The following is a 25,802-nucleotide window of genomic DNA, read 5'->3' as shown; positions in this document are numbered from 1 at the left end:
TTCTACGCAAACATAATCGATCCATACCTCTGGTTCTTCCTCCCACGGCTCAACATCCGGTGATTGCAGCATGGACAGAGCATCGGGTCTCGCCCATAGCTCTCCAGCATCCGCTGACGGTAGTTCTTCTTCTTTCGTTCTTTCACAGGAAAGGTCATCTCGATTTGTTTATGGATCATGTACCACCACAGATTAATCACCTTCTGTGACTCTTTGTTTTTCCCCCGGCTGTATAGACTATAGCGACCCACCATCCGAAAATGCTTCGGTGGAATGTGCTGCACGAGATCGTAGATAAACTTCATCACCGGCGACACCACATCCACCCGTTTCCCCGTTCGGTGATCTTCGTACCAGTAATGCACCTTGTGGTGGTCGTAGCTGACCACCCGGTACTCTGCAATCGCCGGTCGCGCTAAATAACCCCCTATGTATTTCGCTGCTCCTCGGGCATCCTTTATCCGCTGCTCTGCATTCACATAGAAACCTGCCGAGAAGTCATTAGAAGTAAATGCTTTCAAATCGTCAGTTGTTCCTTCTTCAATAGTGCCCGAAGCTTTTCCATTAAAAATGGCAAACTCCTTAGTATCTTGGTTAGTATACAATGGATCTACTATTTTATTTATTCGCATTTGAACAAAATCTTTTGATAAATCACTGTTAGCGTAATCTACGATCATTTTTCAACTATTAATACAACAAAGCTCACGCTACTCCTGCTCACGCCCGCAAATGCCATAGAAGAAGAGATGGATGGCTTCCTCCAGGAAGGCATCTATCTCTTCTTGTTTGCTGGCTTCATCTAGCATTTCTCCCGAACTTCGCATATACATTCCTATAAATGAAAGTATCCCTTTGGTGGACACTTTATTTGAAATTTCTCCTCGTGCTTTGCCATCCTCCACCATCTTGACCATCAATGGTAAAACGTCATTTGTGTAACGTTCTTCAATATAATGAAACATTTCCTGGTCCTCAATCATAAGCTCCTTCACAGTCGTAGGAGACAATGAACTGTAGGTTTCTCTCTCCATCGTCATAATATATTCAATAATCTCTTTTAGAGAATGCTCTCCATGAATGTAATCTTCAAATTCGCGAATGGCCTTCTCTATAAAATCCTTAAAGGCCTCACCAAGCAGTGCTTCCTTGCTGCCAAAATAATTATAAATCGTCACCTGTGAGACGCCTGCCTCTTTCGCAATGTCTGCGATCCGGAGACGTTTGGGCTCACTGCTCTTGAGCATCTCCATCGTAGTCTTCATAATTTTGAGTTTTATTTGAGCGGCTCTTTTCTCAAATCCATTCATGCTATCCACCCTTAACTTCATTATATAGTGCGCTTATTTAAATTTAATGAAATATTTATTATCAATTATTTCATAATTCCATTGACTTCACTATTCACTAGGAATAATATAACATATGAAATATCCAATTAGTAATAGTTCATTATTTTGCAGCGGGGGTGGCGGCATGCTTGTAGTTGAAGGCTTAACCAAACGTTTTTCGAATGGCAAAGGAATCGAAGATGTTACGTTTACCGTTAATAAAGGTGAGGTATTTGGTTTTCTGGGGCCTAATGGCGCGGGTAAATCTACGACCATAAGACATATCATGGGATTTATGAAGCCGGACAAAGGTAATGCGAGCATCCATGGACTTGATGTATGGAAAGCACAAGGCACAGTCCAAAAGCATATTGGCTATCTCCCCGGTGAAATCAACTTTTTTGACGGGATGACGGGCCTTTCCTTCCTTAAGTTCATGTCTGGTATGCAAGGGATGAAGAACACTAATAAACGCGACCACCTTATTGAACGACTGCAATTTGACGCCGCAACTCCGATCCGCAAAATGTCAAAGGGAATGAAGCAAAAAGTCGGTATTGTCGCAGCCTTTATGCACAATCCTGAAGTTATTATTCTGGATGAACCCACCTCGGGACTCGACCCGCTTATGCAAAAGGTATTTATAGATCTCGTATTGGAGGAAAAAGCAGCCGGAACCACCTTTCTAATGTCCTCTCACAGCTTTCAAGAAATTGAGCGCACCTGTGACCGAGCTGCAATCATTAAAGAAGGACGCATTGTCACTATAAAAAATATCCACGAATTACAATCGATGCAACGGAAGCTGTTTGAGGTTGTTTTCGCGAGTCGCGAAGATGCAGAGCAATTCGCCGCCTCCGGCCTGCAGGTGGAAGCACGTGAAGGGAATATGGTCCGCATTGCCGTTCAGGGGAATTATGATCGATTCATTCAGGAGACCGGGAAATATAATATCCGCAGTATGGATGTGTTCACGCAGAATCTAGAGGACATTTTCATGGACTATTATGACCGTGAGGGGGCCGTGCAATGAATCTTCCACTCTATAAAGAAATGATGAGGGTGAACCTCAAAGGCATTATGAATTACGCCTTCGGTTCTGCCTTCTATATTCTGTTTATGATCTGGCTATATCCAGGGATCGCCGGAAGCACACAAGCCATTGATGACCTCATTAAAGCTATGCCGGAAGGTGTAGGTAAAGCCTTTGGATTAAACAGCGGATTTACCAGTGCTGAGGCTTTTATCTCAGGAGAATATTATGGACTTATTCTGGTACTGATTCTATCCATCGTATGTGTACAAATGTCGACGCAGCTCATGGCTCGACTTGTGGATCGTGGCTCTATGGCTTATCTTCTGATAGCACCAACTACGCGGAGAAAAGTAGCTACCACGCAGGCGCTTGTACTCACAACAGCATTGCTCCTGATTATGGGCGTAACCACACTCGCCGGATTATTAGGTAAAGCATGGTTCCTCGGCAGTGAATATGAATTTAATAGCGGCCGATTCGCTCAGCTGAATAGCGTAGCGTTTTTATTGTTTTTTGCCGTGGGGGGACTCACTTTCCTCGTATCCTCGGTTTGTAATGATGAGAAAAAAGCGCTTGGAATTTCCGGCGCTATCACCTTCGGATTCTTCACTCTGGATCTGCTAGGCAAAATAAGCGATAAACTGGAGGGATTACGTTACATGACCTTGTTCTCCTTCTATCAGCCTGGTAAAATCGTTCAAGGAAACGTGGAGATTATTCAGGTTTCTAGTTGGTTACTGTTGATCGGTATTCTCGCTTTTGCCATAGGGATCGAACTGTTCAGACGACGGGATCTTCCATTATAGGATTAAGGGACGCTCCAATAGCATGTGGCTACTGGAGCGTCCCTCTTTCATATAGAAGAATATAATAAGCTTCTTCACACTAGAGAAGCATTATTTTAAGATTTCGTATCCGGTCTAGGGACACCAAAGTTTGGCGTTCCATCTTCATTCCACTGGATCACTTGCACACGCGCGTGCCGATTAGGATCATATAATGGGTCTCCCACAATTTCCTTATAGCTTCTAGCATGGAACACTAGGATATCCTGTTTGCCATCTTCTGAGACTGTAAAGCTATTATGTCCCGGTCCATATTGACCGTTTTCTTCAGAAGTTGTAAACACAGGTTCTGGTGTTTTGACCCATGATTTCGGATCCAGTAAATCACTATCCTCATCAGCGGTTAACAACCCCATACAGTAGTTATGATCTGTTGCACTTGCCGAGAAAGTCATGAAAATACGTCCATTCCGCTTAAGAACTGCCGCACCCTCATTCACCAGGAAGCCGATTTTTTCCCAATCATATTCAGGCGTGGTGATGCACACCTGCTCTCCTTTTAACGTCCAAGGATTTTCCATTTCAGAGATATACATATTAGAATTACCAGGGATATCAGGATCCTTTTGTGCCCATACGTAGTATCTAACCCCTCTGTGTTCAAAAGTGGTTGCATCCAGGGCAAAGGATTCCCATTTCGTTTTGATTTGACCCTTTTCCACCCACTCCCCTTCTAATGGATTTACGGATGAGTTTTCTATGGCAAACATGCGATGATCAAATAAGCCATCTTTCGTATCGGAGGTATGTGCAGCTGCAAAATACACGTACCATTTTCCATCAATATAATGAATCTCGGGCGCCCAAATATTGGCACTCATTAAGCCTGTTTCATGCTTAACCCAAATGGTCTTACCCTCAGCCTCAGCTAATCCCTGAATGGATTCAGAACGACGAAGCTCGATTCTATCAAACTCCGGAACCGAAGCTATGAAATAATAATAACCATCAGTATGTTTATAGATCCATGGATCTGCCCTTTGCTCAATAAGCGGATTTTTCGCATTGAATTCTCTCATGATGACAACTCCTATATCTCTCTTTATTTTTAATTTTATGGGTCACCAAAACACACCATTCCTTATAAGAAGGCAAGGTGTATTTAAGCTATGTTCATTTGATCTACCCTTTAATACCTGAATTCAAGTTAATAGATTGAACGAAGTATTTTTGAGCAAATATAAATAACAGCAGGGTTGGAACGATCGCCAAGATTGCCGACCCCATTAATTGCCCGATCATACGATAGTTTCCGTAGATATCTTGTAGCAAGAGCAACCCAGCTGTGACTGGCATTTTGTCTACATCTGTGTACACGATAACCGGCCAGAGGAAGTCATTCCAAGATCCCGTAAAGGAGAACAATCCGCAAACAATCAGAATCGGCTTAACTAACGGCAATATAATTTGCGCGAAAATTCTAAAGTCACTTGCACCATCAACTTTTGCAGACTCATCTAATTCTTTTGGGATACCGTTCATAAACTGTCTGACCAAGAAGATATTCCCCATACCCGCAAGACCGGGAATGATCATTGCCCAAGAAGTGTTCACCCAGCCTAAGGAATCGATAATTTTATAAGAAGGAATTAAGTTAACTACACCCGGGAAAAAGGAGATCCCAAGCAAAGTAAAGAACAGTGTGTCTCTTCCTTTAAAGTTAATACGGGTATAACCAAAGCCTGTAATCGAAATCACAATAACGACCAGGATCGTGTGGGTTGTAGCGATAAACAATGAATTGCCTAACCAACGTAGAATTGGGGCTGTAGAAGTATTGTTCAGAATCGTAACATAGTTCTCAAAAACCCATGTTTCAGGAAATAGTCTAAAGCCTGAGGAAACCACTTCCGTTTGTGATCTAAAAGACGTGGAAATCCCGAATATTACTGGAATAATCCAAATCACACAAAGGATAAGCAAAAAAGCATATGATACATATTTTGAAATACTAACATTGGATGATCCTTTTACTTTGCCTGTTCTATTTACAACTGGACGATTATCTAGGCCATTTACCGCCTGATTTGACATTATAGTACACCTACCTTTTCCATTTCCTTGTTAATCAATTAGTTCCCTAGAACCTTATGTAGCATTTCGGTTCATTACATAATATTGCAGCGCTGAGATCACCAAGATTACTAATCCCAATAACACTGCCATCGCCGATGCCATCCCTGCAATGGATTCACCGTTTCCGAAAGCTAATTGACGAATATACATCATGAGTACGTGTGTACTTTGTCGAGGCCCGCCATCAGTCATCATTAACGGTTGGCCGAATACATTGAAGGCTCCGGCAGTTGTCATAACAAAGGTATAGATTAATGGAAAACGAATAGATGGCAAGGTGATACTTGTGAATCTTTTAATTGAACCCGCACCATCGAGCTCGGCTGATTCATATAATTCTTGCGCAACGCCACTTAAGGAAGCACGATAAATAATCATGTTGCCCCCAATACCGCCCCATAGTGTGATTACAATGATGATAATCCACGCATACGGCTGATTTGCAGGCCAAGCAATTTGTGATCCGAATAGATTACCAGTAATCCCTAATTGCTTATTAAAGATCAAAAGCCAGATTAGTGCAGCCGCAGAAATCGAAATCAAGCCCGGAATATAAAGAATAGATTGAATTAAGCTCTTCATTTTAACTTTTTTATGTTCTAGTGCAACAGCAACCATTAATGGGATAACTATTAATAATGGAACAGAGAGACCCACAAAGATCAAAGTATTTTTCAGACCTCTGAAAAATTGAGTATGAAACGTTGATTTGCCATCAAAAAGAATGGCCTTATAGTTATCAAAGCCTACCCATACCGGGTCACTCATTAAATTCCACTTTGTAAATGAAGCATAAATCCCATAAATCGTTGGCAATAAAATGAAGACAGCAAACAAAATGACGTGCGGACCTACAAAGAAGGCAGGTGCCCAGTTTATTTTCTTTTTCATAGGATTTCATTTCTCCTTTTGCACAAAGTAATGCACCAATATACGGCACATTACTTCGTACAATCTATTCTATTTCGCTTTATTTCGCTGCACTGCTGCTTTCTGCGATCTTATCTTCTACAAACTTCTGCATGGTTGCCAAGGTCTCATCTAAATCAACGTTACCGCGAACGATATCTGCGCAATAAGTATCTACTGCTTCTGCAATGTATGGGTAGTACTCATATGTGTAAATGTAAAGGGATTCAATTTCTTTTTCATTAGAAGTAAAGAAGGATTGCATGTAGTTTTGGTATTCCGGACTTTGGTTAACTACGTTACTTGCGACGTTTTGACCAGCTTTTGCCCATTCCATTGAGTTTGTACGCACATATTCTAAGAAGTTAGCAATCCCTACTTCTTTTTCATCTGTTCTCTTATCGTTCTTAAGCATAGCGAACAAGTGAGAAGAAGATCTATTCGTGAATTTATCAGCGGTTGGAGAATAAATGTTAGTCACACCAAAGTTCAAGCCTTCAACTCCAGCATGTGCGGTAGAACTCCAAGTTCCGTCTGTGGAGAAGAGTACGTTTTGGGATTGGAACATCAAGTAACCGTCTTCACCAAATGGAGTCATCAAACCAGCATCAGCAATTTTCTTAACATCTTCAAAGGCTTGTTTAAATACTGGGGAGTTAACAGCCGGTTTGCCGTCCACCTGAATATCTCCGCCCAAGTTTTGAATTTGAGCCAGGATAACCCATCCGAGCAAGGCATCATTAACTACATAGTCGCCTTCATCCAATTTACCTTGTAAGGAAAGCATTTCATCAATCGTAACAACGTTATCATCCAAGAAAGATTCAGCATTATATTTCTTGAGCAAATCTTTATTGTAATACATTACGTTACTGTGGATATCAAGAGGTACTGTGTATTGTGTTCCGTCGATGTTACCAGTGTTCCAAGCTTGTGGTAAGTAATTTTCAGCTTTTAGTTCAGGTTGTGCCGGCAATACAGTATCTTGCATGGGTTCTAAGACACCTTGCTTAACAAACCCAGGAACACGGTCAGCGTGGATAATTGCTAAATCAGGAACACCTTTGCTGGAAGCCAAAACGGTAGAAATTTTCGTGTACATATCAGCTGTAATAACGTGCTTCACTTTAATCTCTGGATTCGTTGCATTGTACTCTTTAACGATTTGATCCATATAAGCACCATCATCACCAGTCAGCGGTGTCCAGAACGTAATCGTCTTACTATCATCTTTACCACCACATCCTGCTAACACTGTCGTTAACATTAGAACCGTTGCTAATACTACTCCAAATTTCTTTTTCATTACTCTCTCCCCCTGCAGCTGTAATGTTAAGATAATCATTCACATTAACTTTGTTGGAAACGATTAACTTAAACTTAGTATACAGTCGCTTTGAAAGCGTAGTCAATAACTTTTAAATAAACTTAATAGATTTTTTTAAAACTTAGTTAACCTTTTAGTTCATTAAGACGAGATGAAAGCGATATATTATTTACTTCAGTTACCTTTCGTGTTACTTTATATAGAGATTAATAAACTTTACAGTATATGAAATTACTTTGAAAGAAGTGGATAAAATGCAATTGGAAATAGACAAGTCCTCTCTCGTTGTTTATGAAGCCTTGGCAAGTGAAGTACGAATAAAAATCATTCAGTTACTCTCCAAAAATAAGATGAACATCAAAGATTTGGCAGAAGAACTTAAAATAAGCAGTCCCATCGTAACAAAACACATTAAAAAGTTAGAAGATGCAGGAATCATAAAAACAGAAAAAGTTCCTGGTAAATCCGGAATGCAAAAAATCTCAATTCTTAGAGTCGACCATATTGAGATCAACTTCCCTAAAAAAATCTTTCATTCCTTTGCCTCCTATGAGACATCGGTGCCGATTGGTCATTATACGGATTATGATCTGAAGCCTACATGCGGACTTGCCACAGAGAAAGAGTTTATCGGCAGAGTAGACGAACCTAAGTATTTCATGGATTCTAAAAGAGTCGATGCAGAGATTCTATGGTTTACCCAAGGTTATGTTCAATACAACATTGCCAATTTTCTAAAAAAAGATGAAACCTTGCAGCAATTTGAAATTAGCTTAGAGCTTTCTTCCGAATTTCCATTTGCCAATGACGTATGGCCTTCAGACATCACCTTTTCATTGAACGGCTTGGAATTAGGTACTTGGACAAGCCCTGGAGATTTTGCTGATGCAAGAGGTAAATTCACACCTGAGTGGTGGCCGCACAATATTAACCAGTATGGATTACTAAAAACGATTAGAATTACTAATCACAATGGAACATACATTGACGGTGACCCCATGTCTTCCGTTTCGATTGAGGATTTAGATACGACCTGTGACCGATGGACTTTCCGGATCGAAGTGAAGGAAGATGCAAAACACGTCGGAGGCGCAACAATTTTCGGAAAAAAATTCGGAAATCATGATCAAGATATCATGTTCAAAATGTATTACCTTTAAAATCTTCTAGTATGCAAATGTATCAAAGTTGGTTCTTTCATGGGGGCGAACAACTAATTAGTATTTATTCTTCATTAGCCCCCCCTATCTGTACTGTGATATGAACCAGTTATCACTTTCCCCTATCCATCTCTTTATCGCCCACATTTCCCACCTTCTTTCACTTTCCACAACTCCAGTAGTAATCTGCAGTACTTTTCATACGCTATCCAAACCCAACTACCTTTTGTTAATAAAAATATAAATAGATTCATTGTTTCATAAATTTCTATTTGACTATATGCTAATATCATGCTTAAAATGAGATCAATATAAAACGTTCTCCACGATATGGTTTGTATAAACATAAAACAAATCCATTTTGATTTGTGAAAAACGTTTTTTTAGTAGCTCTATTGTAAGCGTTTTACATTTTTCGTACCGCCGCAATCTCTAATCAATAGAATCGGAGGATCATGAATTTGAGGAAAACAACTCGTAAGCTAACCGCTTCACTTCTTGCACTCACGCTGCTAGTACCTGCACCATTCATTTCAGCAGCTTCTGCAAGCGATTCCAAAACAATCCCACCATCCACGCAACAACAGGCTGTCGATTATTCAGGCCACTGGGCACAGAAAGATTTTCAATCCTGGGTGGATAAGGGCTTGATTTCAGGCTATGGAAATGGAATTTACAAACCTAATCAAGAGATCACCCGCGCGGAATGGGTCACATTGATCAATCGGGTCTTTAATTTGCAGGAAAAATCAGAAATCGCCTTCATGGATGTACTGGAGTCAGGTGCTTATTACAGCGATATCCAGAAAGCTTCGGCTGCAGGATATGTATCAGGATATAGCGATGGCACCTTCCGACCAACACAGGTAGTAAGTCGTCAAGAAGCCGCGGTTATGCTGCACAGACTATTCCAGCTCAATTCTTCTGCAAATACCTCTGCACCAAAAGATGTTGAAGATTTACCCTCATGGAGCCAAGAAGCTGTATTATCTTTATTTGGTGAAGGTTATTTGAATGGTTATAGTGACGGCAGCTTTAAAGGCGCAAAAGCCGTAACAAGAGCGGAAGCACTGCGTATGATTGAGAAGTTGGCCGGGGAAATCACTTCTAAGAGCGGGAGTTATACGGGGATTACCACTCAGAATATGGTAATTATTAACCCGGGTGTTGAGTTGAACAACTCCACCATCTCCGGAAACCTGTACCTTACCGAAGGTATTGCAGAAGGTGATATCACGCTGAATAACGTCACTGTTAAAGGAACAATATTCGTATCCGGCGGCGGCGAAAATAGTATCGTACTTAGTAACTCTAATGCAGGTGACATGGTTGTAGATAAGCGTAATGGGAAACTCCGCGTCGTTACTAAAGGAACGAGTACCGTACCAAGTGTACGTGTACATTCCGGTGTAATGCTTGAGGAAGATACTACTTTGACGGGAGCAGGCTTCGGCCGGGTCGTTATAGAGAATACGCTCCCGAACGATTCAATCATCAGGCTGAGAGGAAATTTTGATTCTGCTGAGGTACGAGCGGTAGGAGTGCCTACACTACATCTAGCCGCAGGCAATATTACTGAAGTTACATTGAACCAATTAGCCAAGCTGCGTGTAGATGCTGGTGCAGCAATCAAGAATCTTATCCTTGGTATAAACGATATGATTACTATCCAAGGCACCGGGAAGGTTAGCTTTGACAGTAAATATAATAACTTAATCAAATTTGAAACACCTACTCCGACAGCTACGGCAACGTCTGGTTCTGGTAGTTCAGGTTCTGGTGGATCGGACGGCAGCGCTGTTGCTACACCTACTACTACCCCGGTTCCTACAGCTACAGCGACTCCTACTGCTACGCCGGGTCCGTCAGCAACGGCACCAGCACTCACCAATGTTTCTGTACATGATCCGTCAGTGGCTGTAGACAAAGGAACGTATTATGTATTCGGGTCTCATATCGATGCGGCCAAATCGGATGATCTGCTGAACTGGACTCGTTTCACAAATGGTTATACAACACCAGGCAACGTACTCTTTGGTGATCTTTCCGCGAATCTGGCAGAATCCTTTAAATGGGCTGGAGAGAACGATTCTGACAGTAAAGGCGGGTTCTCCATATGGGCTCCAGACGTTTTCTGGAATGAGGATTATAAGAATGCGGACGGAACCACTGGCGCTTACATGATGTATTACAGTGCTTCTTCCACTTACATCCGCTCAGCGATTGGCTTTGCCACTTCACAAAATATTGAAGGTCCTTATACCTATGGAAATACCGTAATTTATTCCGGCTTCACCAAGGAAGAAGATTACGATACTAACAGCAAAATTAACAAAAAATGGACAAACACAAATATTCAAAAGCTTATTGATAACGGAACACTAGAAGATGCCAACCCAGATTGGTTTGACGCAGGCGGTTCATATAAGAACAAAACGTATACAAACGCAATTGACCCGACGTTATTCTACGATAAAGACGGCAAGCTGTGGATGACTTATGGATCATGGTCAGGCGGTATATTTATTCTAGAAATAGATCCAACTACCGGCGAGCCAAAATATCCGGGTAAAGATGGAACGACCGCTGATGGACGTCTAATCGACCGGTATTTCGGTACCCATATTTCTGGTGGTATGACCAAATCGGGCGAAGGTCCGTATATCATTTACGACAAAAATACAGGTTACTACTTCTTATACGTAACTTATGGAGGACTTGCGTCCGACGGTGGTTACAATATGCGTCAATTCCGTTCAATGAATCCGGATGGTCCTTATGTGGATGCTGCCGGACAAAGTGCAGTGCTGGCAACGACCAATGATCATTCGGCCATTGGCAACAAAGTTCTTGGTAATTTCATGTTCACGAACGTGAATAGTGATCCAGACTTCCAAACTTACGGCTATGTTGCATCAGGCCATAATTCAGTCAATTATGATGAAGAGACGGGTAAAATATTCAACTTCTTCCACACTCGCTTCCCGCAGCGTGGTGAAACACATGAGCTTCGTGTGCATCAAATGTTCACCAACGAAGATGGATGGCCGCTCACTTCTCCTCATCGTTACACTGGTGAAACTATCGCAGCCGTTATGCAGGAAGATGTTATTGGAGCTTACCAGTTCGTGAATCACGGGAAAGATACTTCTGCTAAAATTAAATCCACAACAGCTATCGAACTGCGAAGTGATGGAACCATTACAGGGTCCGTAACCGGTTCTTGGGAGCTAAAAGGAGAGTATTACGCCGACCTGCTCATCAATGAAATAGAAAACGGAGCTGCTGTACAAAATCTCTACAAAGGTGTATTCGTAAAACAATGGGATTCCACTCGTCAGAGCAATGTTATGACTTTCACAGCCATGTCCAATAAGGGTGTTACCGTCTGGGGCAGCCAAATTGAACTGCTGAGCACAGATCAAATTGTATCCAATGTTAAAGATAGTTTAAGCTTGGGCAACACAAGTAAAGTATACAAAGATCTTACGCTCCCAACTGAGGACGTTAGAGGAACAGTCATTACGTGGTCGTCTTCCAATGAAGCCGTAGTAGGAAACGATGGTTCAGTTGTTCGTCCTGAAAAAGGACTTGGAAACGCAACGATTGAACTTACTGCTACGATTGCGCTGGGTGAGTCTACTGCAACTAAGACCTTTACTATCATTGTAATGGAACTGACTGGAAATATACTGGAAGACGGTTTGGTGGCAGCGTATGATTTTGAAGGAGATCTTTCAGAGAACGGAGATCGTACTGATAAGGGTACAATTACCGGCAATCGGATTAACAATACTGGTGGGAACATCACCTATGAGACAGGTGAAGTTGGTCTTGCAGCTAAATTCGACGGTAGCTCCGGTATTCGCCTACCAAATGGTTTGATTAAAGGCAACACCTACACAATAGGCATGTGGCTTAACCCACAAGAACTGACTCAATTCACTACAGCCTTCTTTGGTGCTACAACAGATACGAATTGGATTAGTCTCTTGCCTTATGGAAACGGTGGAGCTACTACCCGGATGTGGTTTGGTAGCCAAACCTTCCACGATGCAGAAGCAGGCATGCAGATTCCAGTTAACCAATGGTCGCATATAGCTTTCACTTACGATGCCGGGACTGTGAAGCTGTATGTGAACGGAGTATTGAAGTACACTGGAAAAGGATTTACGGATGTATTTAACAGTGCAGATACAGTATTCGCCCTGGGTGTAAACTACTGGGATATCCCATACAAAGGTTTGATTGATAACCTGCGTATCTACGAAAGTGCACTTTCCGCTGAAGCTGTAGACTTGCTGGTAAACGGTGAGCCTGACAGTAATATTAAAGTAAGTACGATAACCATCCGTGATGCTGAAATGGATGTGGCTGTGGGGAATACCTTTACCCCTCAAGTAAAAGTACTTCCTACCAATGCCGGAAATAAGAAACTTACTTGGAGTTCTAGTGATCCTAGCGCCGTTACAGTTGATGCTACAACCGGAACCGTAACCGCACTAACGGTAGGTGGCGAAGCAGTGATTACAGCCACTGCGGCTGATGGCAGTGGTGTCTCAGCAGACTATAAGGTAAACGTTACGGATGGAAAAGTAGCCTATTATGCTTTTGATGGAAACCTTGATGACTCCCTCCAATTGGTCGGTACTGGACAGGTTACGGGAATAAAAATCGAGGCTCCAACTGTAGGTAACATCACTTACGGTAACGGTATCACTAATCAAGCAGCAGTATTTGACGGTGTTTCCGGAATCCGGTTACCTAATGGATTAATTGACAGCAATACCTATACCGTATCTATGTGGTTAAACCCTGAGCAGCTTACTGATGCAACAACAACCTTCTTCGGTGCTGCTTCGATAAACAGCTGGATTAGCTTCGTTCCACAGAACGGCGCAGGTAAAACACTGCTATGGTCTGGCGAGGCGTGGTATGATGCTGTTTCCGCTATGAAGATTCCAGAGAATAAATGGACGCATGTAGCATTTACGGTCAACAACGGTACCGTGAAGGTATACCTCGACGGAGTTGAGCAATTCTCCGGTGAGGGCTTCCCGAATGTGTTTAAGAACAAGAATGGTGTGTTCACTCTTGGTGTAAACTATTGGGACGTACCTTATAAGGGAATGATTGATGAACTGAAGATTTACAGCAGAGCACTCAAATCAGACGAAATACTGACCGAATATAACTCAAATGTAAATTAAGAGAATCATCATTTGGAAAGAGAGCGGAGCCTCAGGCTCCGTTCTTTTTATCTTAAGTCACGCGATCAAAGTGAATGAGCGCCCATAAAATTTCTCACCTTCGTATTGTAAAACAAGCATTTAAATAATATAATCATTAACTATACGTCTTGAACTAAATTGGAGGCCATCTATGAAACTTGACCTGTCGGAAGAATCTCTTCCCGTCTACGAAGCTTTAGCCAGTTCAGTTCGTCTGCACCTGCTGCGCTTGCTTGCCGAGAACCCAATGAATGTCAAGGAATTGGCCGCAGCGGTAAATTTGAGCAGCGCCATTATGACAATGCATGTGCGTAAGCTAGAAGCTGCAGGACTTATCCAGACACATATGGCACCTGGACGAAGTGGTCTGCAAAAGATCTGTACGCTGGCTGCTGAAAGCGCCGAGATCACCTTTCCAGGCAGACAAATTAATGAGCGCAAAAGCTACCGCAAGGAGATTCCTGTTGGGCATTATTCTGACTTCATGATCGAGCCTACCTGCGGTCTTGCCACTACAGAGCAAGTGATTGGCAGCTTTGATGATCCCCGTTATTTCTGGGATCTCGAGCGTATGAATGCTGGTATTCTCTGGTTCGGCAAAGGGTATATCGAATATAAAATTCCTAACTTCCTTCTCTCCAGTCAACAGCCCGAGGAGCTAATCATTACGATGGAGATTGCCTCCGAAGCGCCTTCCATTAATAATAATTGGCCCTCCGACATCACTTTCACACTGAACGGAGTACAGCTTGGATTCTGGACAAGTCCGGGTGACTACGGAGATAGACGTGGTAAATACACGCCAGCTTGGTGGCCAGCACTCACGAATCAATACGGCCTTCTTAAGCAGCTGCGCATTACATCTAAAGGCACGTTTATGGACGGCCTGAAACTGTCCGACGTTACGCTGGATCAAGTGAACATTCGCAACAAGCAATGGACTTTCAAGCTTTCCGTCGATGAAGAGGCCGAGCATATTGGCGGCATTACCCTTTTTGGCAAAGGCTTTGGCAACTATAATGATGATCTAATCGTTGAGCTGTTCTACACAGATACCCATGAATAAAGCCGCATTCATCTCCCGTTGGAGAGTCGAATGCGGCTCTTATTTTACCTTATTTCATGTTCAATGAAGGGTCCCCATAATCCGCCACCAGGCAGTGGACAGCCACGTTCCTTAAGCTTAGCTACAACAGGAATAATGCATCCACAAGCTACGCAAGTCACACTCTCATGCAGCTTAGGACAAGTCCCGCAAAGAGAAATCCGTTCAGCATAAACCTCATCTGGAACACAAAGCTCTGTCTTAAACATGGATGATGACAAGATTCGCTCTATCTGTGCATCGGTAACCTTATAATCGTCGCGACACCCCTTGCATGCAGATGTTGTTGACATGATAACACCACCTTATGCCTTCGGCGTAATCTCCAGCACAGTTACTGACATTGGAGCCAGCTCTACATTAAGAAGATCACCTTCAAGTGTAAAGGCTGTAAAAGCTTGCGGTACGACAGCATCTGGCTGACTAAATGTATTATGAGCATCTATCTTGTTACCTGTGAGCGTAGTGCCTGTCACTTCAACCTTCTGCCCGGAAAGACCACGCAGCTCGAGGGGTACAGTAGCTGATGCAGCGTGATTCAAGTTGCAAAGACTGACATGAATGATCCCAGCGTCTGTTACGGAAGCTGAAGCAGATACTTCAGGAATCTCGCTGCCCTCAAAGCTGTAAGTCCCACTATCGATTGTTAAATCCAACAACTCAGCATCCTGATGGACTTTAAACATATTGAATACATGATAGGTAGGCGTTAGCAGCATTTTTTCTCCTTCGGTTAAAATCACTGCTTGAAGCACGTTAATGGTCTGCGCAATATTTGCCATCCGTACCCGGTCACTGTGTTTATGGAAAATATTCAGGGTTACGCCAGCTACAAGGGCATCCCGAATTGTATTTTGTTGATATAGGAATCCTGGATTCGTACCCGGCTCAACATCATACCAAGTTCCCCATTCGTCAACGATAAGGCCTACTCTTTTATCTGGGTCATATTTGTCCATAATAACACCATGTTTAGTAATCAGCTCATCCATGCGAAGGGCCTTCTCTAAAGTACTAAACCATTCACTAGTTTCAAAGCCTGTTGCTGCCCCTTTATTCTCCCATGCTGGACCAGGAATCGTATAATAATGAAGAGTAATCGAGTCCATAAAGCGTGTAGCTTCACGCATTAGAACTTCCATCCAGTGATAATCATCCACGTTAGGACCACAAGCGATCCGGTGAATACGATTCTCCCCGTAATTACGTACATACGTCTGATATTGGCGATAAAGATCTGCATAATATTCTGGACGCATATTCCCGCCGCAGCCCCAATTCTCATTACCAACGCCAAAATAAGTGACAGCCCAAGGCTCTTGATGACCGTTCTGCTGGCGAAGCTCAGACATCGGTGAGACACCGCCAAAGGTTAAATACTCTACCCATTCGGACATCTCTTGAACCGTACCACTTCCCACATTACCATTGATATAAGGTTCACATTCCAGCATCTCACATAATTCCATAAATTCATGTGTACCAAAATGGTTGTTCTCAACCGTGCCGCCCCAATGCGTATTGATCATACGTTTACGAGCTTCGCGATCACCAATACCATCTTTCCAATGATATTCATCTGCAAAACATCCACCCGGCCAGCGAAGTACTGGAATTTGTATTTCTTTAAGCGCTTTCACAACATCATTACGAATACCGTTAGTGTTAGGAATCGGTGAATCTTCTCCGACCCAAATGCCTTCATAAATACAACGTCCTAGATGCTCAGAGAAGTGTCCATAAATATTTTTGTTTATCGTACCTTTGCGAATGTCTGTGTTAAGGATTGCGCGATCTGCCATGAATAAACTCCGCCCTTCAACATTTATATTTTTATTAACTAATTAATAATTATACAAATATTATAGAGCGGTCCTCAACGATCCGTCAATCTCCAATATGAATGAATCTATTCTTTATCAATCGGTTTGTTTATCCCGTCTTCATAATAATCAAAAACGAGCTGCCGCTGCGTTCCTCTTACCCCGTAAAATACGTCGGAGATCCGTTTCCCCTTCCGTCTTAATTCGTTCTCCAGCCATTCTTTGGTCAGTCCATTATTCTCAAGATTCTCTTCAATGAGGACGCCATCCATAATTAACTCAACGGGAAAGCTCTGAGGAACCGAAAGAAGCTTCAAATCTTTTCGAGTAACATATTGATACTCTTGTTTCTTTAAGACGGATACCATTCCGTTATCTTCTAATACGGCATACTCTACTACCTCCAGATTAAAAATTTCTTTTTCCCTCAGTGCCTGATCCAAGGAGTCTAGCGAATACCTTACCTTTTTCATATTCCCTTCAAGAATTTTCCCGTTTTCAATAAGTACCGTAGGTGATCCTGAGATCCAGCTTCTCATTCTACGACTCTTTATAGCGATGATAGATAGTAGAAAAGACGTAGCAGTGATAACAATGAGCGCCACGATCATATATGACGACTTCAGGTCTTTATTAAAAGCCAGGTTTGCCGCAAGCGATCCTAATATAATGCCTGTCACGAAATCATGAAACGTCAAATTAGAAATCGTTTGTTTACCCAATATCTTAGCTATCACTAGCAGCATGATCATAGCGACCACAGTACGAAGAACAATATCCATATGCGCCTGCATCTCTAATGCTCCTTTCTATTCAATCCCCTATTATTCACAAACCAAGGTGAAATGAAACGTCATTACAATCGGTTTAATTTTAAGAGGTCATCCGGAGACTTCTATAAACGTCAAAAGGGCTCTGGAATGGTTCTACTGAACCGTCCCAAAGCCCTAGCTACGAATGCTTATTTTTCAGTCTTGATTGCCAGCAGATTGTGCAGAATCATTGCGCTTTCAGCTCGAGTTGCTGAGCCTCCCGGATCGAATTGCCTGTCACTTCGACCCGGGATAAGTCCAAGGGCTTGAGATTGACCGAACTATAATTGACTGCAGCTTTCGATTCTCCATTGACATACGCATCTTCAGAAACATACAGCTTCGTCTGGTTCCGAATCGGAAGGTTCGGTGCAGTACCATCCCGATCATTACCGCCATGTGACCGTACAGTTCATCTATCGACGGGATCATTTCAAGACAAGCGCATTCCATAAATTTATCGAATTATTGCAGCAAAAACCCTGAAGACTCGTATGATGAGTTTCTTCAGGCTTTTTTACATGGCACCGTTATGATCACCTGTGCGCCGCCTTCGACACGGTTTCCTGCTTCGATATGCCCTCCGTGCTTTGTAATGAGCAACTGTGCTGTATACAATCCAAGCCCGGAATGACCTTTGTCTAGAGATCTAGACGGATCCCCCGTGTAGAATTTATCGAACATCCGCCGCAAATCAAGAGCGCTGAACCCCTTCCCCGTATCCGTCATGTCAAAGGTAATCTGCGTCTCCTCTACGATGACCGTCCACTCGATCCTTCCCTCCACTGGCGTAAATCGCAAGCTATTGGTAATCACGTTATCGAATACTTGCTCCAACCGTGATGTATCCACAAGAAACTGCTGTTCTTGGTCGCATCGCCTATTCACATAAGAGAAGTCAAAAGCAATCCACTTCTCACGGCATAACAATGCGTATTCATCTTTTTTCCGCTCACAGAAGGCGAGTAAATCCGCTCTCGTATACTGGAGGACAAAATCAGGCGTGTCGATTTTATTCATGAACAGCAATTCCGTCAGCATTTTGTCCGCACGCTGCGTACTGTTCTGAATGGTTAACAAGTACTTCTCCAGCCGTTCGGGACGGCGTGCACCGCTCTCGATTAAATTGTCTACATGACCTTGAATGATCGTCAGCGGCGTCCGCAAATCATGGGCAATCGCAGAGATCATGTCGCGTCTCTCCTGCTCCAGCTTCCACTCCCACTTCAAGGATTGCTCCAGCGCGATCCGCATCTCTTCGAAGGCATCGGAGAGCTCGATCAGCTCCTTCGACCCACCTGCTCCTGCGACGGAGAAATTCAGGTCATTCTGCTGGATTCGTCTAGCTCCCCCGATGATCCGTGCGATCGACGGTTCGAGCCGTTTACCCAATTTTCTCGCGAAAATAAAAGAGAACAAGACGATGAAGAAGAACGGTGCGATCAAACTGCACAAAATAAGCATAACGAGCAGCCCGTTTCCAGGGTTGTTGGAGGATACACTTAAACTGTATCGTAGCACCAGCATCCCCTTTAATTTTTTCTGCGAATCAAGGATCGGGTGGTAATTGATATATTTCCCGCCCTGTTTCTCGCTACGGTTCAGCTTGCTTAGCACATCCTCCGGGCTGTTGACGAAAGTCTGCCCCTTCCAGCCGTAGACGATTTGCCCCTTCAGATTCACGATTTGATACTGCATGCCTTTCGTCAGAATAACATGTTCCAACGCATTCTGCTTTGAAGGAGATAATAAGGCATCTTTTTGCTGATCTACATAACCTAGAATCTGGGGAATTTGCTGCTCATAATAGTTGGCTGGTAGAATGCTCTTGTCCGTTTGATTAATCAAAGCATAAAGCGTACCGCCCCAAACCAGCATCGAGCCGATGAAGCTATAGAAAAGAACGAGTGTAAATGCGCCCATAAACTGTCTGCGCAGCGGTTTTCGACTTGCCTTTACTTCCTTTCGAATCTGTACCCTACCCCCCATACCGTTGTAACAAAGGTCTTCTCCGGTGCTGCGCACGCCAGCTTCGCCCTGATATTTTTGATATGTTCGGTAATTGTGGCTGCTTCTCCCTCCGCATCGAATCCCCAGATCTTCTCATAGATTTGTTCCCGCGAGAATACTTGATTCGGATGCATGAAGAGAAGCCGGAACAATTCGAACTCCCGGCTGGTCAGCGGAATCGGAAGGTTCTGGTAGAATACCTGATGGCTGTCCAGATCCATCGTGAGATCGCCATGGTGCAGCAGCTTCGGTTGATGATCAAGATGGCTCCGCTGCTCCCGACGAAGATGCGCTCTTATTCTCGCCTTCAATTCTTGCATGCTAAAAGGCTTCACGATATAGTCATCGCCACCGACGGCGAGTCCTTGGATCCGATCCGCTTCATTGGAGCGCGCGCTTAAGAACAGAATCGGACACGAGACCCGGTCACGTATCGCTTGGCATACTTCGAGCCCATCGAGATGCGGCATCATAATATCCAGGATGATTAAGTCGGGCGTCTCTCCCAGTCGATCGAACACTTCCTTGCCGTCATAAGCCACTGATACCTCATACCCATCATCCTGAAGCGCATCGCGCATAAATCCGACGATATCTCGCTCATCATCGGCGATTAGTATCTTTTCTCTCATCTCTTGAATTTCCTTTCGCGTCTATCAATCTAGCAGCTTTATCCCCTCATTGTACCTTCTTGTGCGCCAAAAATCCCCTGCAGCGGCACACACGGTGTTCACAACAGGGGAACAATTAAATTTCCAGGTATAACTGAGTTATAGCTTCGTTGTCGGTTCTTTGACTTTATCGAAGACGATGATCCCGTCATATTGCTCTTTTGGAATGAATCGCATCGACATCGGCATAATGATCTCGGACGTCATGCCATCCTCGGCTGCATAGATCGGTTTGAACATCCAAGCATTATTTTTGTTCGGAGACTTGTGCTTGGATAGATCCGCAAACGCAATCTTATAACCGCTCTGCATCATCAGTTGTTCCAGACTCCCCTTCGGCATCGGCTGAATATCGAAGATCTTCTGTGTCGTAATCGTGCTCGCCTTACCGCTGTTCATGTACAGACCCAACACGTAGACCTTATCCTTTAGCTTCTTATGTAGCAATTCTCCCATACTTGTAAAGCTGTTAATCCATTTCCCTTGTTCTTTCGTTTCGATTTTGGACGTATTCTTCGCCAGATGATCGTTATGCGCCCATAAAATCACTTTCTTGCCGGGATACATCACCTTCATTAACCACTCCACGTTGTCAGCCATGATTCGATCACGGAATTCATAGCTTTCCTTCGTATCGTACATCCCCATCTCGATGAATTTGACCCGATCCTCCAACGTCTTGACAGCGATATCCACCATCCGCGGGTTCGTAGGGTAGGCGGCTGCAAGTTGTTCTTTGTTCTCTTGGATGAATTGGATCAACGCCTTGTATTTCGGTTCGTACGCATTCTTCACCTTCTTGATTTCTGCTTTCGCCTCCGGATGACTATCGTCCATGCCATATTGGTTGAGCACCTTATAGAAATCCGTCATCGCTTGCATTTCGAAGTTGAAATAATTCTCGCCCTGATCCTTGTCTACCTTGGCAATCCAACCGGCAATAAATTGCGTTAAGTACCCTGATGTGAACTGCATGTCATAACCTGCTAGATATAAGGGATCGTTCGTCCCTTGCTTCTTCTTGATGTAATCGAATAAATTCAGAGTCTCCTTGGAATGCCAGATGGGAAAAATTGAACGTTCCATCATTTGTTGCGATGTCCATGTTCCTGCATTATCGTACGTCATGAATGAATCCCCAAGGCCCGACTCAAATGCAATCACGTCAAAATCCAGCTCTTCGTGTAAATATTTGATCAACCTTGTCTTCATGCTGCTGTATTCTGCGACACGGTGAAAGTTCTCGCCAAGGCTAATGACCGTCTTATCTTTCAAGATCGGCTTCAGAAACGCTAAATCTTTATAGTCCGATGACGTCAAAGATTTAATCTCTTGAATATTCTCCTTCGACCCCGTAATTTCCTGCGCGGTCGCCGAGGCGCTCACAGGCGATAGTAATAGTGAAAATGCTAGGCCCAGGGAAATGATACCTGTTAATCGTTTCGTTGCTTGCATGTTGAATGTTCTCCTCCTTCGAAATCTGTTATTACGTCGTTCTCTTACCATGCAGAGACATCGTAACAGGAACTTCTAAGGAATCTATAAAGATAAGAGAATAATTCCTCAATGCGCGTGCCAGAACCGCTTCTTCACGAATCTCACTGCCATATTTAAGACGAGCATGATCATCCCGATGTTGATCGCATAATCCGCTAAATTGAGAATGCCTCTCCCCGATCGAGACATGATAAAATCCGTGACCTGCCCGAACACCAGTCGATCAATCCCGTTGCCAACCGCACCGCCGACCAAGAAACCAGCGATCATATCCGCCAATCGGCCTTTCCAGGCACCCATTCTGCGATAATAGAACACACCGATGACGAACAAGATGGCGATCACCCCGAATAACCACGCATAACCTTGGAATAAACTGAAAGCCATCCCGCTATTCTCATAATGTGTAATCTCCCATCGTCCGAAGAACAAGCTATCTCCGATATCCAGGTTCATCCGAATCCAAATTTTCGAGACCTGATCGATCAAGATCACGACCATCGCGATCATACAAAACCACATAGCGACACCCACTTTCTTCTCAGCCTATGAACAACCATGTAACTCCCTTGTGCTCATCATACTACAAAACCATGTGGCATCGAAAAATAAAGGCACGCCCGAAGGAGTGCCTTTCAGGTATCCTTATATTGACTGCTCGTCTTCATTTTTTTGTAAAATAATGAAAGAAAACGCAGGTTTCTTGTGTCTAATAACTGAGAGGATAGGGGAATGATTTCTATGACGGCAACGCTAAAAAAGTCTACAAGTTATCTTCCTGCACAAAATTCAGCACGGCATCGTCGACGGCCGAAGTTCTTCCCAGATCAGGGCAATTCACAAGCTCAATTTCGCAAGTCTCCGCACAGCCGTGCAGTTCCAAAAGAACCAGTTTATTACGACCTTTGCGCAGCAATGGACCGGGGATGTATAGGGCCCTTTGCGGTCCTGCGTTCCAGTAGCGGCCCAGATTAAATCCGTTGATCCAGGCAACCCCTTTATTCCATCCATCGAACCGTAGAAAAGTATCGCCAATTTCCTCCGCCTCAAAGCAGCCCCGATAGAATCCGGGCAAACCTGAAGGTGCCGCAGCTTCTTGCTTCTCCACCGTCTGCTCCTTGTACTCAAGTGAAGCCAGCGTTCCCGGTTCTAACGGAAGTGTACGGATCGTCCAGTTATATTGCAGCTGGTTATCGATTCGAACACCGTCCAGAATTCCTTTCGGATCACGAATGAGCGGCCCATAATTAATCCGACCCATATTCTCGACGAGAATATCCAGCTGCGCTCCTCCGGCAGGAATGGAAAGTTCAAGTGGCTGCGGATTCCAGCGTTCAATGACCCCAAGTACCTGTCCATCCAGGAAGACCTGCGCCCGATCACGCACACCCTCGATGTAAAGCTTCTGCCTGGTCCGTGGTCCCTGCACATAAGTGCTGTACAATATAAAACCATAGGATTGTCCGAGCTTTTCCATCGGCTGCACACACACACTGTTCACCGGCTCGGATAACTTCTCCAGATTGGAGGCTGTGAATAGTTCCGCTCTTTCCATCAAGGCAACTTTCCCGTAGGAGATCTTCGGAATCGGCTCAGGGAGCGGACAAGTCGGTGCAAATCCGTGTTTGCCCAGTACCGACCGAACAGCTTCAAATTTCGTCGTCGTATCTCCCCATTCCGTGAGCGGGGCATCATAATCATAGCTTGTAGTCGTCGGCTCGTAGGCGACGATATGATTCGCCCCATTATAGAAGCCAAAATTGGTCCCGCCGTGGAACATGTACATATTGAGTGAGGAGCCGTGCGTCAGGATATCATCCAGAACGCCAGCTACATCTTCGGCATCGCGCACATGATGATCCTCCATCCAATGATCGAACCAGCCGTTCCAATATTCCATCACCATCAGCGGCTCTTCAGATCGGTACTCCCGGTATTTGCGGAAGGATTCCTCTGCACAGGAGCCAAAATTAACTGTAGCATGCACATCTTCCAGTGTTCCGCCGAGCAACATTTCATCGGTTGGTCCGTCGGAGGTAAAGAGCAATACATCAACCCCTCTGCTGAGGAGTCCATTACGCATATATCTCAGGTAACTACTGTCATTGCCATAGCTGCCATATTCGTTCTCTACCTGGACGGCCAGAATCGGCCCGCCATGTGTGGACAGTAGCGGAACCAGTCGAGGAATCAGCTCATCGTAATACCGGTCCACCTTGCTTAAATAAAGAGGATCACAGCAGCGAAGCTGAAGTTCACTGTAAGCCAGCAGCCAGGCCGGCAGACCACCGAATTCCCATTCGGCACAAATGAATGGACTCGGTCTGACAATAACATGAAGCCCAAGCTCTCCGGCCAGTTCAATAAAAGAGACCACATCGGCCATGCCATCAAATACGAACTCCCCTTCCTTGGGTTCATGCATATTCCAGGCGACATAGGTCTCCACGGTATTGAATCCGCAGGCTTTCAATTTCAGTAGCCGATCTTTCCAGTATTCAGGCACAACCCGAAAATAATGAATGGCTCCCGATACGATCCGGTAAGGCTGTCCGTCCAGGAAATATTGTCCGTCGTTCCAAGTGAGTAGGCTCATTATCGACGACCTCCTTTTTAGCATTTATTCTAACGATTCCCCACAGTGGTAGACGGCAAGCCGTCTAATCTTAGGGCTTGCGGCAGCTACTGGCACCCGTAGTCGTATCTTCTCTGCGCATACCGGAGGGAAGGTGTCGATTTTCTTATGGCCAATCGCGCTGCCACGTTTCAACTCCAGCCACGCTCCGTCACTGAATGCTTCCAGCACATATTCGCTCACTCTTTCGCCATAAGCGATGTCCTCCATAATCTCGGCGTGGTCAATCACAGTAGCTACAGGCAATTCCAGCTCAATAAGATCTCCAGTGCCCGCCGTTACGGCTAGTGCCTTTCCGAATCTACGTTGAATCTCCTTACCGAATTCCAGCAGACGCTGCACATCGGCCTCTGGAAACAGCCCGTGGTTGTCAGGCGCCACATTGAGTAGCAAAGTCGCCCCATGCCCAACCGAACGATAATAAATATCCATTAGCTGCTCCAGAGACAGCAGCAGATGCTCTTCCTGAGGATGCCAGAACCAGCGGTCTTTACGGATGGGCACATCACATTCCGCAGGCACCCAGCTCGGTGTTCCGGGAAGCCAGTTCAATGAAGCTTCACTGAACATGCTACCCCGAGCGGAATCCGCAGTGTTCCAGCATGGATAAGGAGCAACGCCATCCTCATTGCCAACCCAGCGAATCGTTGGTGCCCCCATATTAAACACCATGGCGCTTGGCTGATGGAGCTTAATCAGATCCATAATCCGCCGCCAATCGTAATTACGGCCTTCAGATCCTGCGCCGTCGAACCAAATCTCCGTAAGTGGGCCGTAGCCCGTAAGGAGCTCCTGCAATTGCAAGCAATAGAAATCATCATATGCTTGCGGATCCGCATAACATGGCTCATGTCTGTCCCATGGAGACAAATAAATGCCGAAGCCTAGTCCAAATTCACGGCAAGCCTCCTCGCACTCCTTGACAACATCGCCTCGCCCTTCTTTCCATGGGCTGGAGGCAACAGAATAAGTACTCGTTGCAGTCGGCCACAGGCAGAAACCATCATGATGCTTAGCGGTCAGTATAAAATAACGGAATCCAGCTTCTTTAGCTGCACTAACCCATTGGCGAGCATCCAGATGAAGCGGGTTAAAGACCGTAGGTGAATCGCTACCTTCTCCCCACTCCTGATCGCAAAATGTGTTCATTCCAAAATGGCAGAACATCCCCAGCTCCAGATCCTGCCACTCCATCTGTTCCTTAGAAGGCAAAGCTACTTGCTCTTCGGACTTGTTCTTTGAAGAAATGCTTTCCATCATTTTTATACTCTCCCGTATATTTGTGTAAGCCCAATGTATAAATAAGGGCTTTGGAAAGCCGGTTGATGACCTTC

Annotated in this window: 20 protein-coding genes; 5 read left to right on the top strand and 15 right to left on the bottom strand. The window is 44.3% G+C overall.

All coding sequences use genetic code 11. The features are described from left to right. Positions 1-2 precede the first annotated feature (2 nt). Positions 3-632 carry a transposase gene (locus tag H70737_RS29695; RefSeq protein ID WP_197071274.1) on the bottom strand — a complete coding sequence of 210 codons (630 nt, stop codon included), beginning with the start codon at positions 630-632 and terminating at the stop codon, positions 3-5. A gap of 78 nt (positions 633-710) precedes the next feature. Beyond that, positions 711-1,310, bottom strand: a complete 600-nt coding sequence (locus H70737_RS07515; RefSeq protein ID WP_042186046.1) for a TetR/AcrR family transcriptional regulator — start codon at positions 1,308-1,310, stop codon at positions 711-713. 166 nt (positions 1,311-1,476) lie between these two features. On the opposite strand from H70737_RS07515, the gene H70737_RS07510 reads away from it, so the two are divergent. Both H70737_RS07510 and H70737_RS07505 read left to right on the top strand, forming a co-directional pair. After that, positions 1,477-2,364: an ABC transporter ATP-binding protein gene (locus H70737_RS07510; RefSeq protein WP_042186045.1), complete on the top strand. Its 888-nt coding sequence runs from the start codon at positions 1,477-1,479 to the stop codon at positions 2,362-2,364. Beyond that, the gene (locus H70737_RS07505) at positions 2,361-3,173 is read left to right on the top strand and encodes an ABC transporter permease subunit (protein ID WP_042186044.1); all 813 of its coding nucleotides are present in this window, start codon (positions 2,361-2,363) and stop codon (positions 3,171-3,173) included. The genes H70737_RS07510 and H70737_RS07505 overlap by 4 nt, the downstream gene beginning before the upstream one ends. 95 nt (positions 3,174-3,268) lie before the next feature. Here the strand turns inward: H70737_RS07505 and H70737_RS07500 are convergent, their stop codons facing one another. The 4 genes from H70737_RS07500 to H70737_RS07485 all read right to left on the bottom strand — a co-directional run bounded on the left by H70737_RS07500 (position 3,269) and on the right by H70737_RS07485 (position 7,503). Then, entirely contained in the window at positions 3,269-4,231 is a 963-nt protein-coding gene (locus H70737_RS07500; protein WP_042186042.1) for a glycoside hydrolase family 43 protein, read from the bottom strand. A 103-nt stretch (positions 4,232-4,334) separates the two neighbouring features. Then, entirely contained in the window at positions 4,335-5,246 is a 912-nt protein-coding gene (locus tag H70737_RS07495; RefSeq protein ID WP_042186041.1) for a carbohydrate ABC transporter permease, read from the bottom strand. 54 nt (positions 5,247-5,300) lie between these two features. Then, positions 5,301-6,179, bottom strand: coding sequence for a carbohydrate ABC transporter permease (locus H70737_RS07490; protein ID WP_042186039.1), 879 nt, complete (start codon positions 6,177-6,179; stop codon positions 5,301-5,303). Between the two features lie 79 nt (positions 6,180-6,258). Then, entirely contained in the window at positions 6,259-7,503 is a 1,245-nt protein-coding gene (locus tag H70737_RS07485; RefSeq protein ID WP_042186037.1) for an extracellular solute-binding protein, read from the bottom strand. Positions 7,504-7,778: 275 nt separating this feature from the next. Between H70737_RS07485 and H70737_RS07480 the strand changes: the two genes are divergently transcribed. From H70737_RS07480 to H70737_RS07465, 3 genes are all read left to right on the top strand, one after another. Continuing rightward, complete coding sequence (locus H70737_RS07480; RefSeq protein WP_042186035.1) at positions 7,779-8,684, top strand: ArsR/SmtB family transcription factor; 906 nt, start codon at positions 7,779-7,781, stop codon at positions 8,682-8,684. A gap of 461 nt (positions 8,685-9,145) precedes the next feature. Next, on the top strand, positions 9,146-13,894 hold the full coding sequence (locus H70737_RS30180; RefSeq protein WP_197071273.1) for a LamG-like jellyroll fold domain-containing protein: 4,749 nt from the start codon (positions 9,146-9,148) through the stop codon (positions 13,892-13,894). Between the two features lie 172 nt (positions 13,895-14,066). Continuing rightward, positions 14,067-14,981 carry an ArsR/SmtB family transcription factor gene (locus H70737_RS07465; protein ID WP_042186033.1) on the top strand — a complete coding sequence of 305 codons (915 nt, stop codon included), beginning with the start codon at positions 14,067-14,069 and terminating at the stop codon, positions 14,979-14,981. A 44-nt stretch (positions 14,982-15,025) separates the two neighbouring features. On the opposite strand, the gene H70737_RS07460 is transcribed toward H70737_RS07465, so the two are convergent. The 9 genes from H70737_RS07460 to H70737_RS07420 form a co-directional block, all read right to left on the bottom strand. Further along, positions 15,026-15,313: a hypothetical protein gene (locus H70737_RS07460; RefSeq protein WP_042186032.1), complete on the bottom strand. Its 288-nt coding sequence runs from the start codon at positions 15,311-15,313 to the stop codon at positions 15,026-15,028. 12 nt (positions 15,314-15,325) lie between these two features. Beyond that, positions 15,326-16,822 carry an alpha-N-arabinofuranosidase gene (locus H70737_RS07455; RefSeq protein ID WP_042186030.1) on the bottom strand — a complete coding sequence of 499 codons (1,497 nt, stop codon included), beginning with the start codon at positions 16,820-16,822 and terminating at the stop codon, positions 15,326-15,328. A 107-nt stretch (positions 16,823-16,929) separates the two neighbouring features. Next, on the bottom strand, positions 16,930-17,637 hold the full coding sequence (locus H70737_RS07450) for a DUF421 domain-containing protein (RefSeq protein WP_042186028.1): 708 nt from the start codon (positions 17,635-17,637) through the stop codon (positions 16,930-16,932). Between the two features lie 525 nt (positions 17,638-18,162). Beyond that, on the bottom strand, positions 18,163-19,680 hold the full coding sequence (locus H70737_RS07445; RefSeq protein WP_231573399.1) for a sensor histidine kinase: 1,518 nt from the start codon (positions 19,678-19,680) through the stop codon (positions 18,163-18,165). Continuing rightward, a complete protein-coding gene (locus H70737_RS07440) occupies positions 19,611-20,297 on the bottom strand; it encodes a response regulator transcription factor (RefSeq protein WP_042186024.1) in 687 nt (228 codons plus the stop codon). Before H70737_RS07440 ends, H70737_RS07445 begins: the two co-directional genes overlap by 70 nt. 138 nt (positions 20,298-20,435) lie before the next feature. Continuing rightward, the gene (locus H70737_RS07435; RefSeq protein WP_042186023.1) at positions 20,436-21,791 is read right to left on the bottom strand and encodes an erythromycin esterase family protein; all 1,356 of its coding nucleotides are present in this window, start codon (positions 21,789-21,791) and stop codon (positions 20,436-20,438) included. 108 nt (positions 21,792-21,899) lie between these two features. Beyond that, positions 21,900-22,343 (bottom strand): signal peptidase II, encoded by a 444-nt coding sequence (gene lspA, locus H70737_RS07430; RefSeq protein ID WP_231573398.1) that lies wholly within the window; start codon positions 22,341-22,343, stop codon positions 21,900-21,902. Between the two features lie 253 nt (positions 22,344-22,596). Next, positions 22,597-24,429, bottom strand: a complete 1,833-nt coding sequence (locus tag H70737_RS07425) for a glycoside hydrolase family 35 protein (protein WP_042186018.1) — start codon at positions 24,427-24,429, stop codon at positions 22,597-22,599. Positions 24,430-24,453: 24 nt separating this feature from the next. Beyond that, positions 24,454-25,728 carry an alpha-L-fucosidase gene (locus tag H70737_RS07420; RefSeq protein WP_231573397.1) on the bottom strand — a complete coding sequence of 425 codons (1,275 nt, stop codon included), beginning with the start codon at positions 25,726-25,728 and terminating at the stop codon, positions 24,454-24,456. Between the last annotated feature and the right edge of the window lie 74 nt (positions 25,729-25,802).

The organism is Paenibacillus sp. FSL H7-0737 (genome assembly GCF_000758545.1).
GTDB lineage: Bacteria > Bacillota > Bacilli > Paenibacillales > Paenibacillaceae > Paenibacillus_AQ.
This window is presented reverse-complemented; position numbering and strand designations above follow the sequence as displayed.

Bases quoted from the DNA above. Each gene is read 5' to 3' on its own strand.
- H70737_RS29695 (WP_197071274.1), bottom strand. From the start codon at position 632: ATGCGAATAAATAAAATAGTAGATCCATTGTATACTAACCAAGATACT.
- H70737_RS07515 (WP_042186046.1), bottom strand. From the start codon at position 1,310: ATGAATGGATTTGAGAAAAGAGCCGCTCAAATAAAACTCAAAATTATG.
- H70737_RS07510 (WP_042186045.1), top strand. From the start codon at position 1,477: ATGCTTGTAGTTGAAGGCTTAACCAAACGTTTTTCGAATGGCAAAGGA.
- H70737_RS07505 (WP_042186044.1), top strand. From the start codon at position 2,361: ATGAATCTTCCACTCTATAAAGAAATGATGAGGGTGAACCTCAAAGGC.
- H70737_RS07500 (WP_042186042.1), bottom strand. From the start codon at position 4,231: ATGAGAGAATTCAATGCGAAAAATCCGCTTATTGAGCAAAGGGCAGAT.
- H70737_RS07495 (WP_042186041.1), bottom strand. From the start codon at position 5,246: ATGTCAAATCAGGCGGTAAATGGCCTAGATAATCGTCCAGTTGTAAAT.
- H70737_RS07490 (WP_042186039.1), bottom strand. From the start codon at position 6,179: ATGAAAAAGAAAATAAACTGGGCACCTGCCTTCTTTGTAGGTCCGCAC.
- H70737_RS07485 (WP_042186037.1), bottom strand. From the start codon at position 7,503: ATGAAAAAGAAATTTGGAGTAGTATTAGCAACGGTTCTAATGTTAACG.
- H70737_RS07480 (WP_042186035.1), top strand. From the start codon at position 7,779: ATGCAATTGGAAATAGACAAGTCCTCTCTCGTTGTTTATGAAGCCTTG.
- H70737_RS07465 (WP_042186033.1), top strand. From the start codon at position 14,067: ATGAAACTTGACCTGTCGGAAGAATCTCTTCCCGTCTACGAAGCTTTA.
- H70737_RS07460 (WP_042186032.1), bottom strand. From the start codon at position 15,313: ATGTCAACAACATCTGCATGCAAGGGGTGTCGCGACGATTATAAGGTT.
- H70737_RS07455 (WP_042186030.1), bottom strand. From the start codon at position 16,822: ATGGCAGATCGCGCAATCCTTAACACAGACATTCGCAAAGGTACGATA.
- H70737_RS07450 (WP_042186028.1), bottom strand. From the start codon at position 17,637: ATGCAGGCGCATATGGATATTGTTCTTCGTACTGTGGTCGCTATGATC.
- H70737_RS07440 (WP_042186024.1), bottom strand. From the start codon at position 20,297: ATGAGAGAAAAGATACTAATCGCCGATGATGAGCGAGATATCGTCGGA.
- H70737_RS07435 (WP_042186023.1), bottom strand. From the start codon at position 21,791: ATGCAAGCAACGAAACGATTAACAGGTATCATTTCCCTGGGCCTAGCA.
- lspA (WP_231573398.1), bottom strand. From the start codon at position 22,343: ATGATCGCGATGGTCGTGATCTTGATCGATCAGGTCTCGAAAATTTGG.
- H70737_RS07425 (WP_042186018.1), bottom strand. From the start codon at position 24,429: ATGAGCCTACTCACTTGGAACGACGGACAATATTTCCTGGACGGACAG.
- H70737_RS07420 (WP_231573397.1), bottom strand. From the start codon at position 25,728: ATGATGGAAAGCATTTCTTCAAAGAACAAGTCCGAAGAGCAAGTAGCT.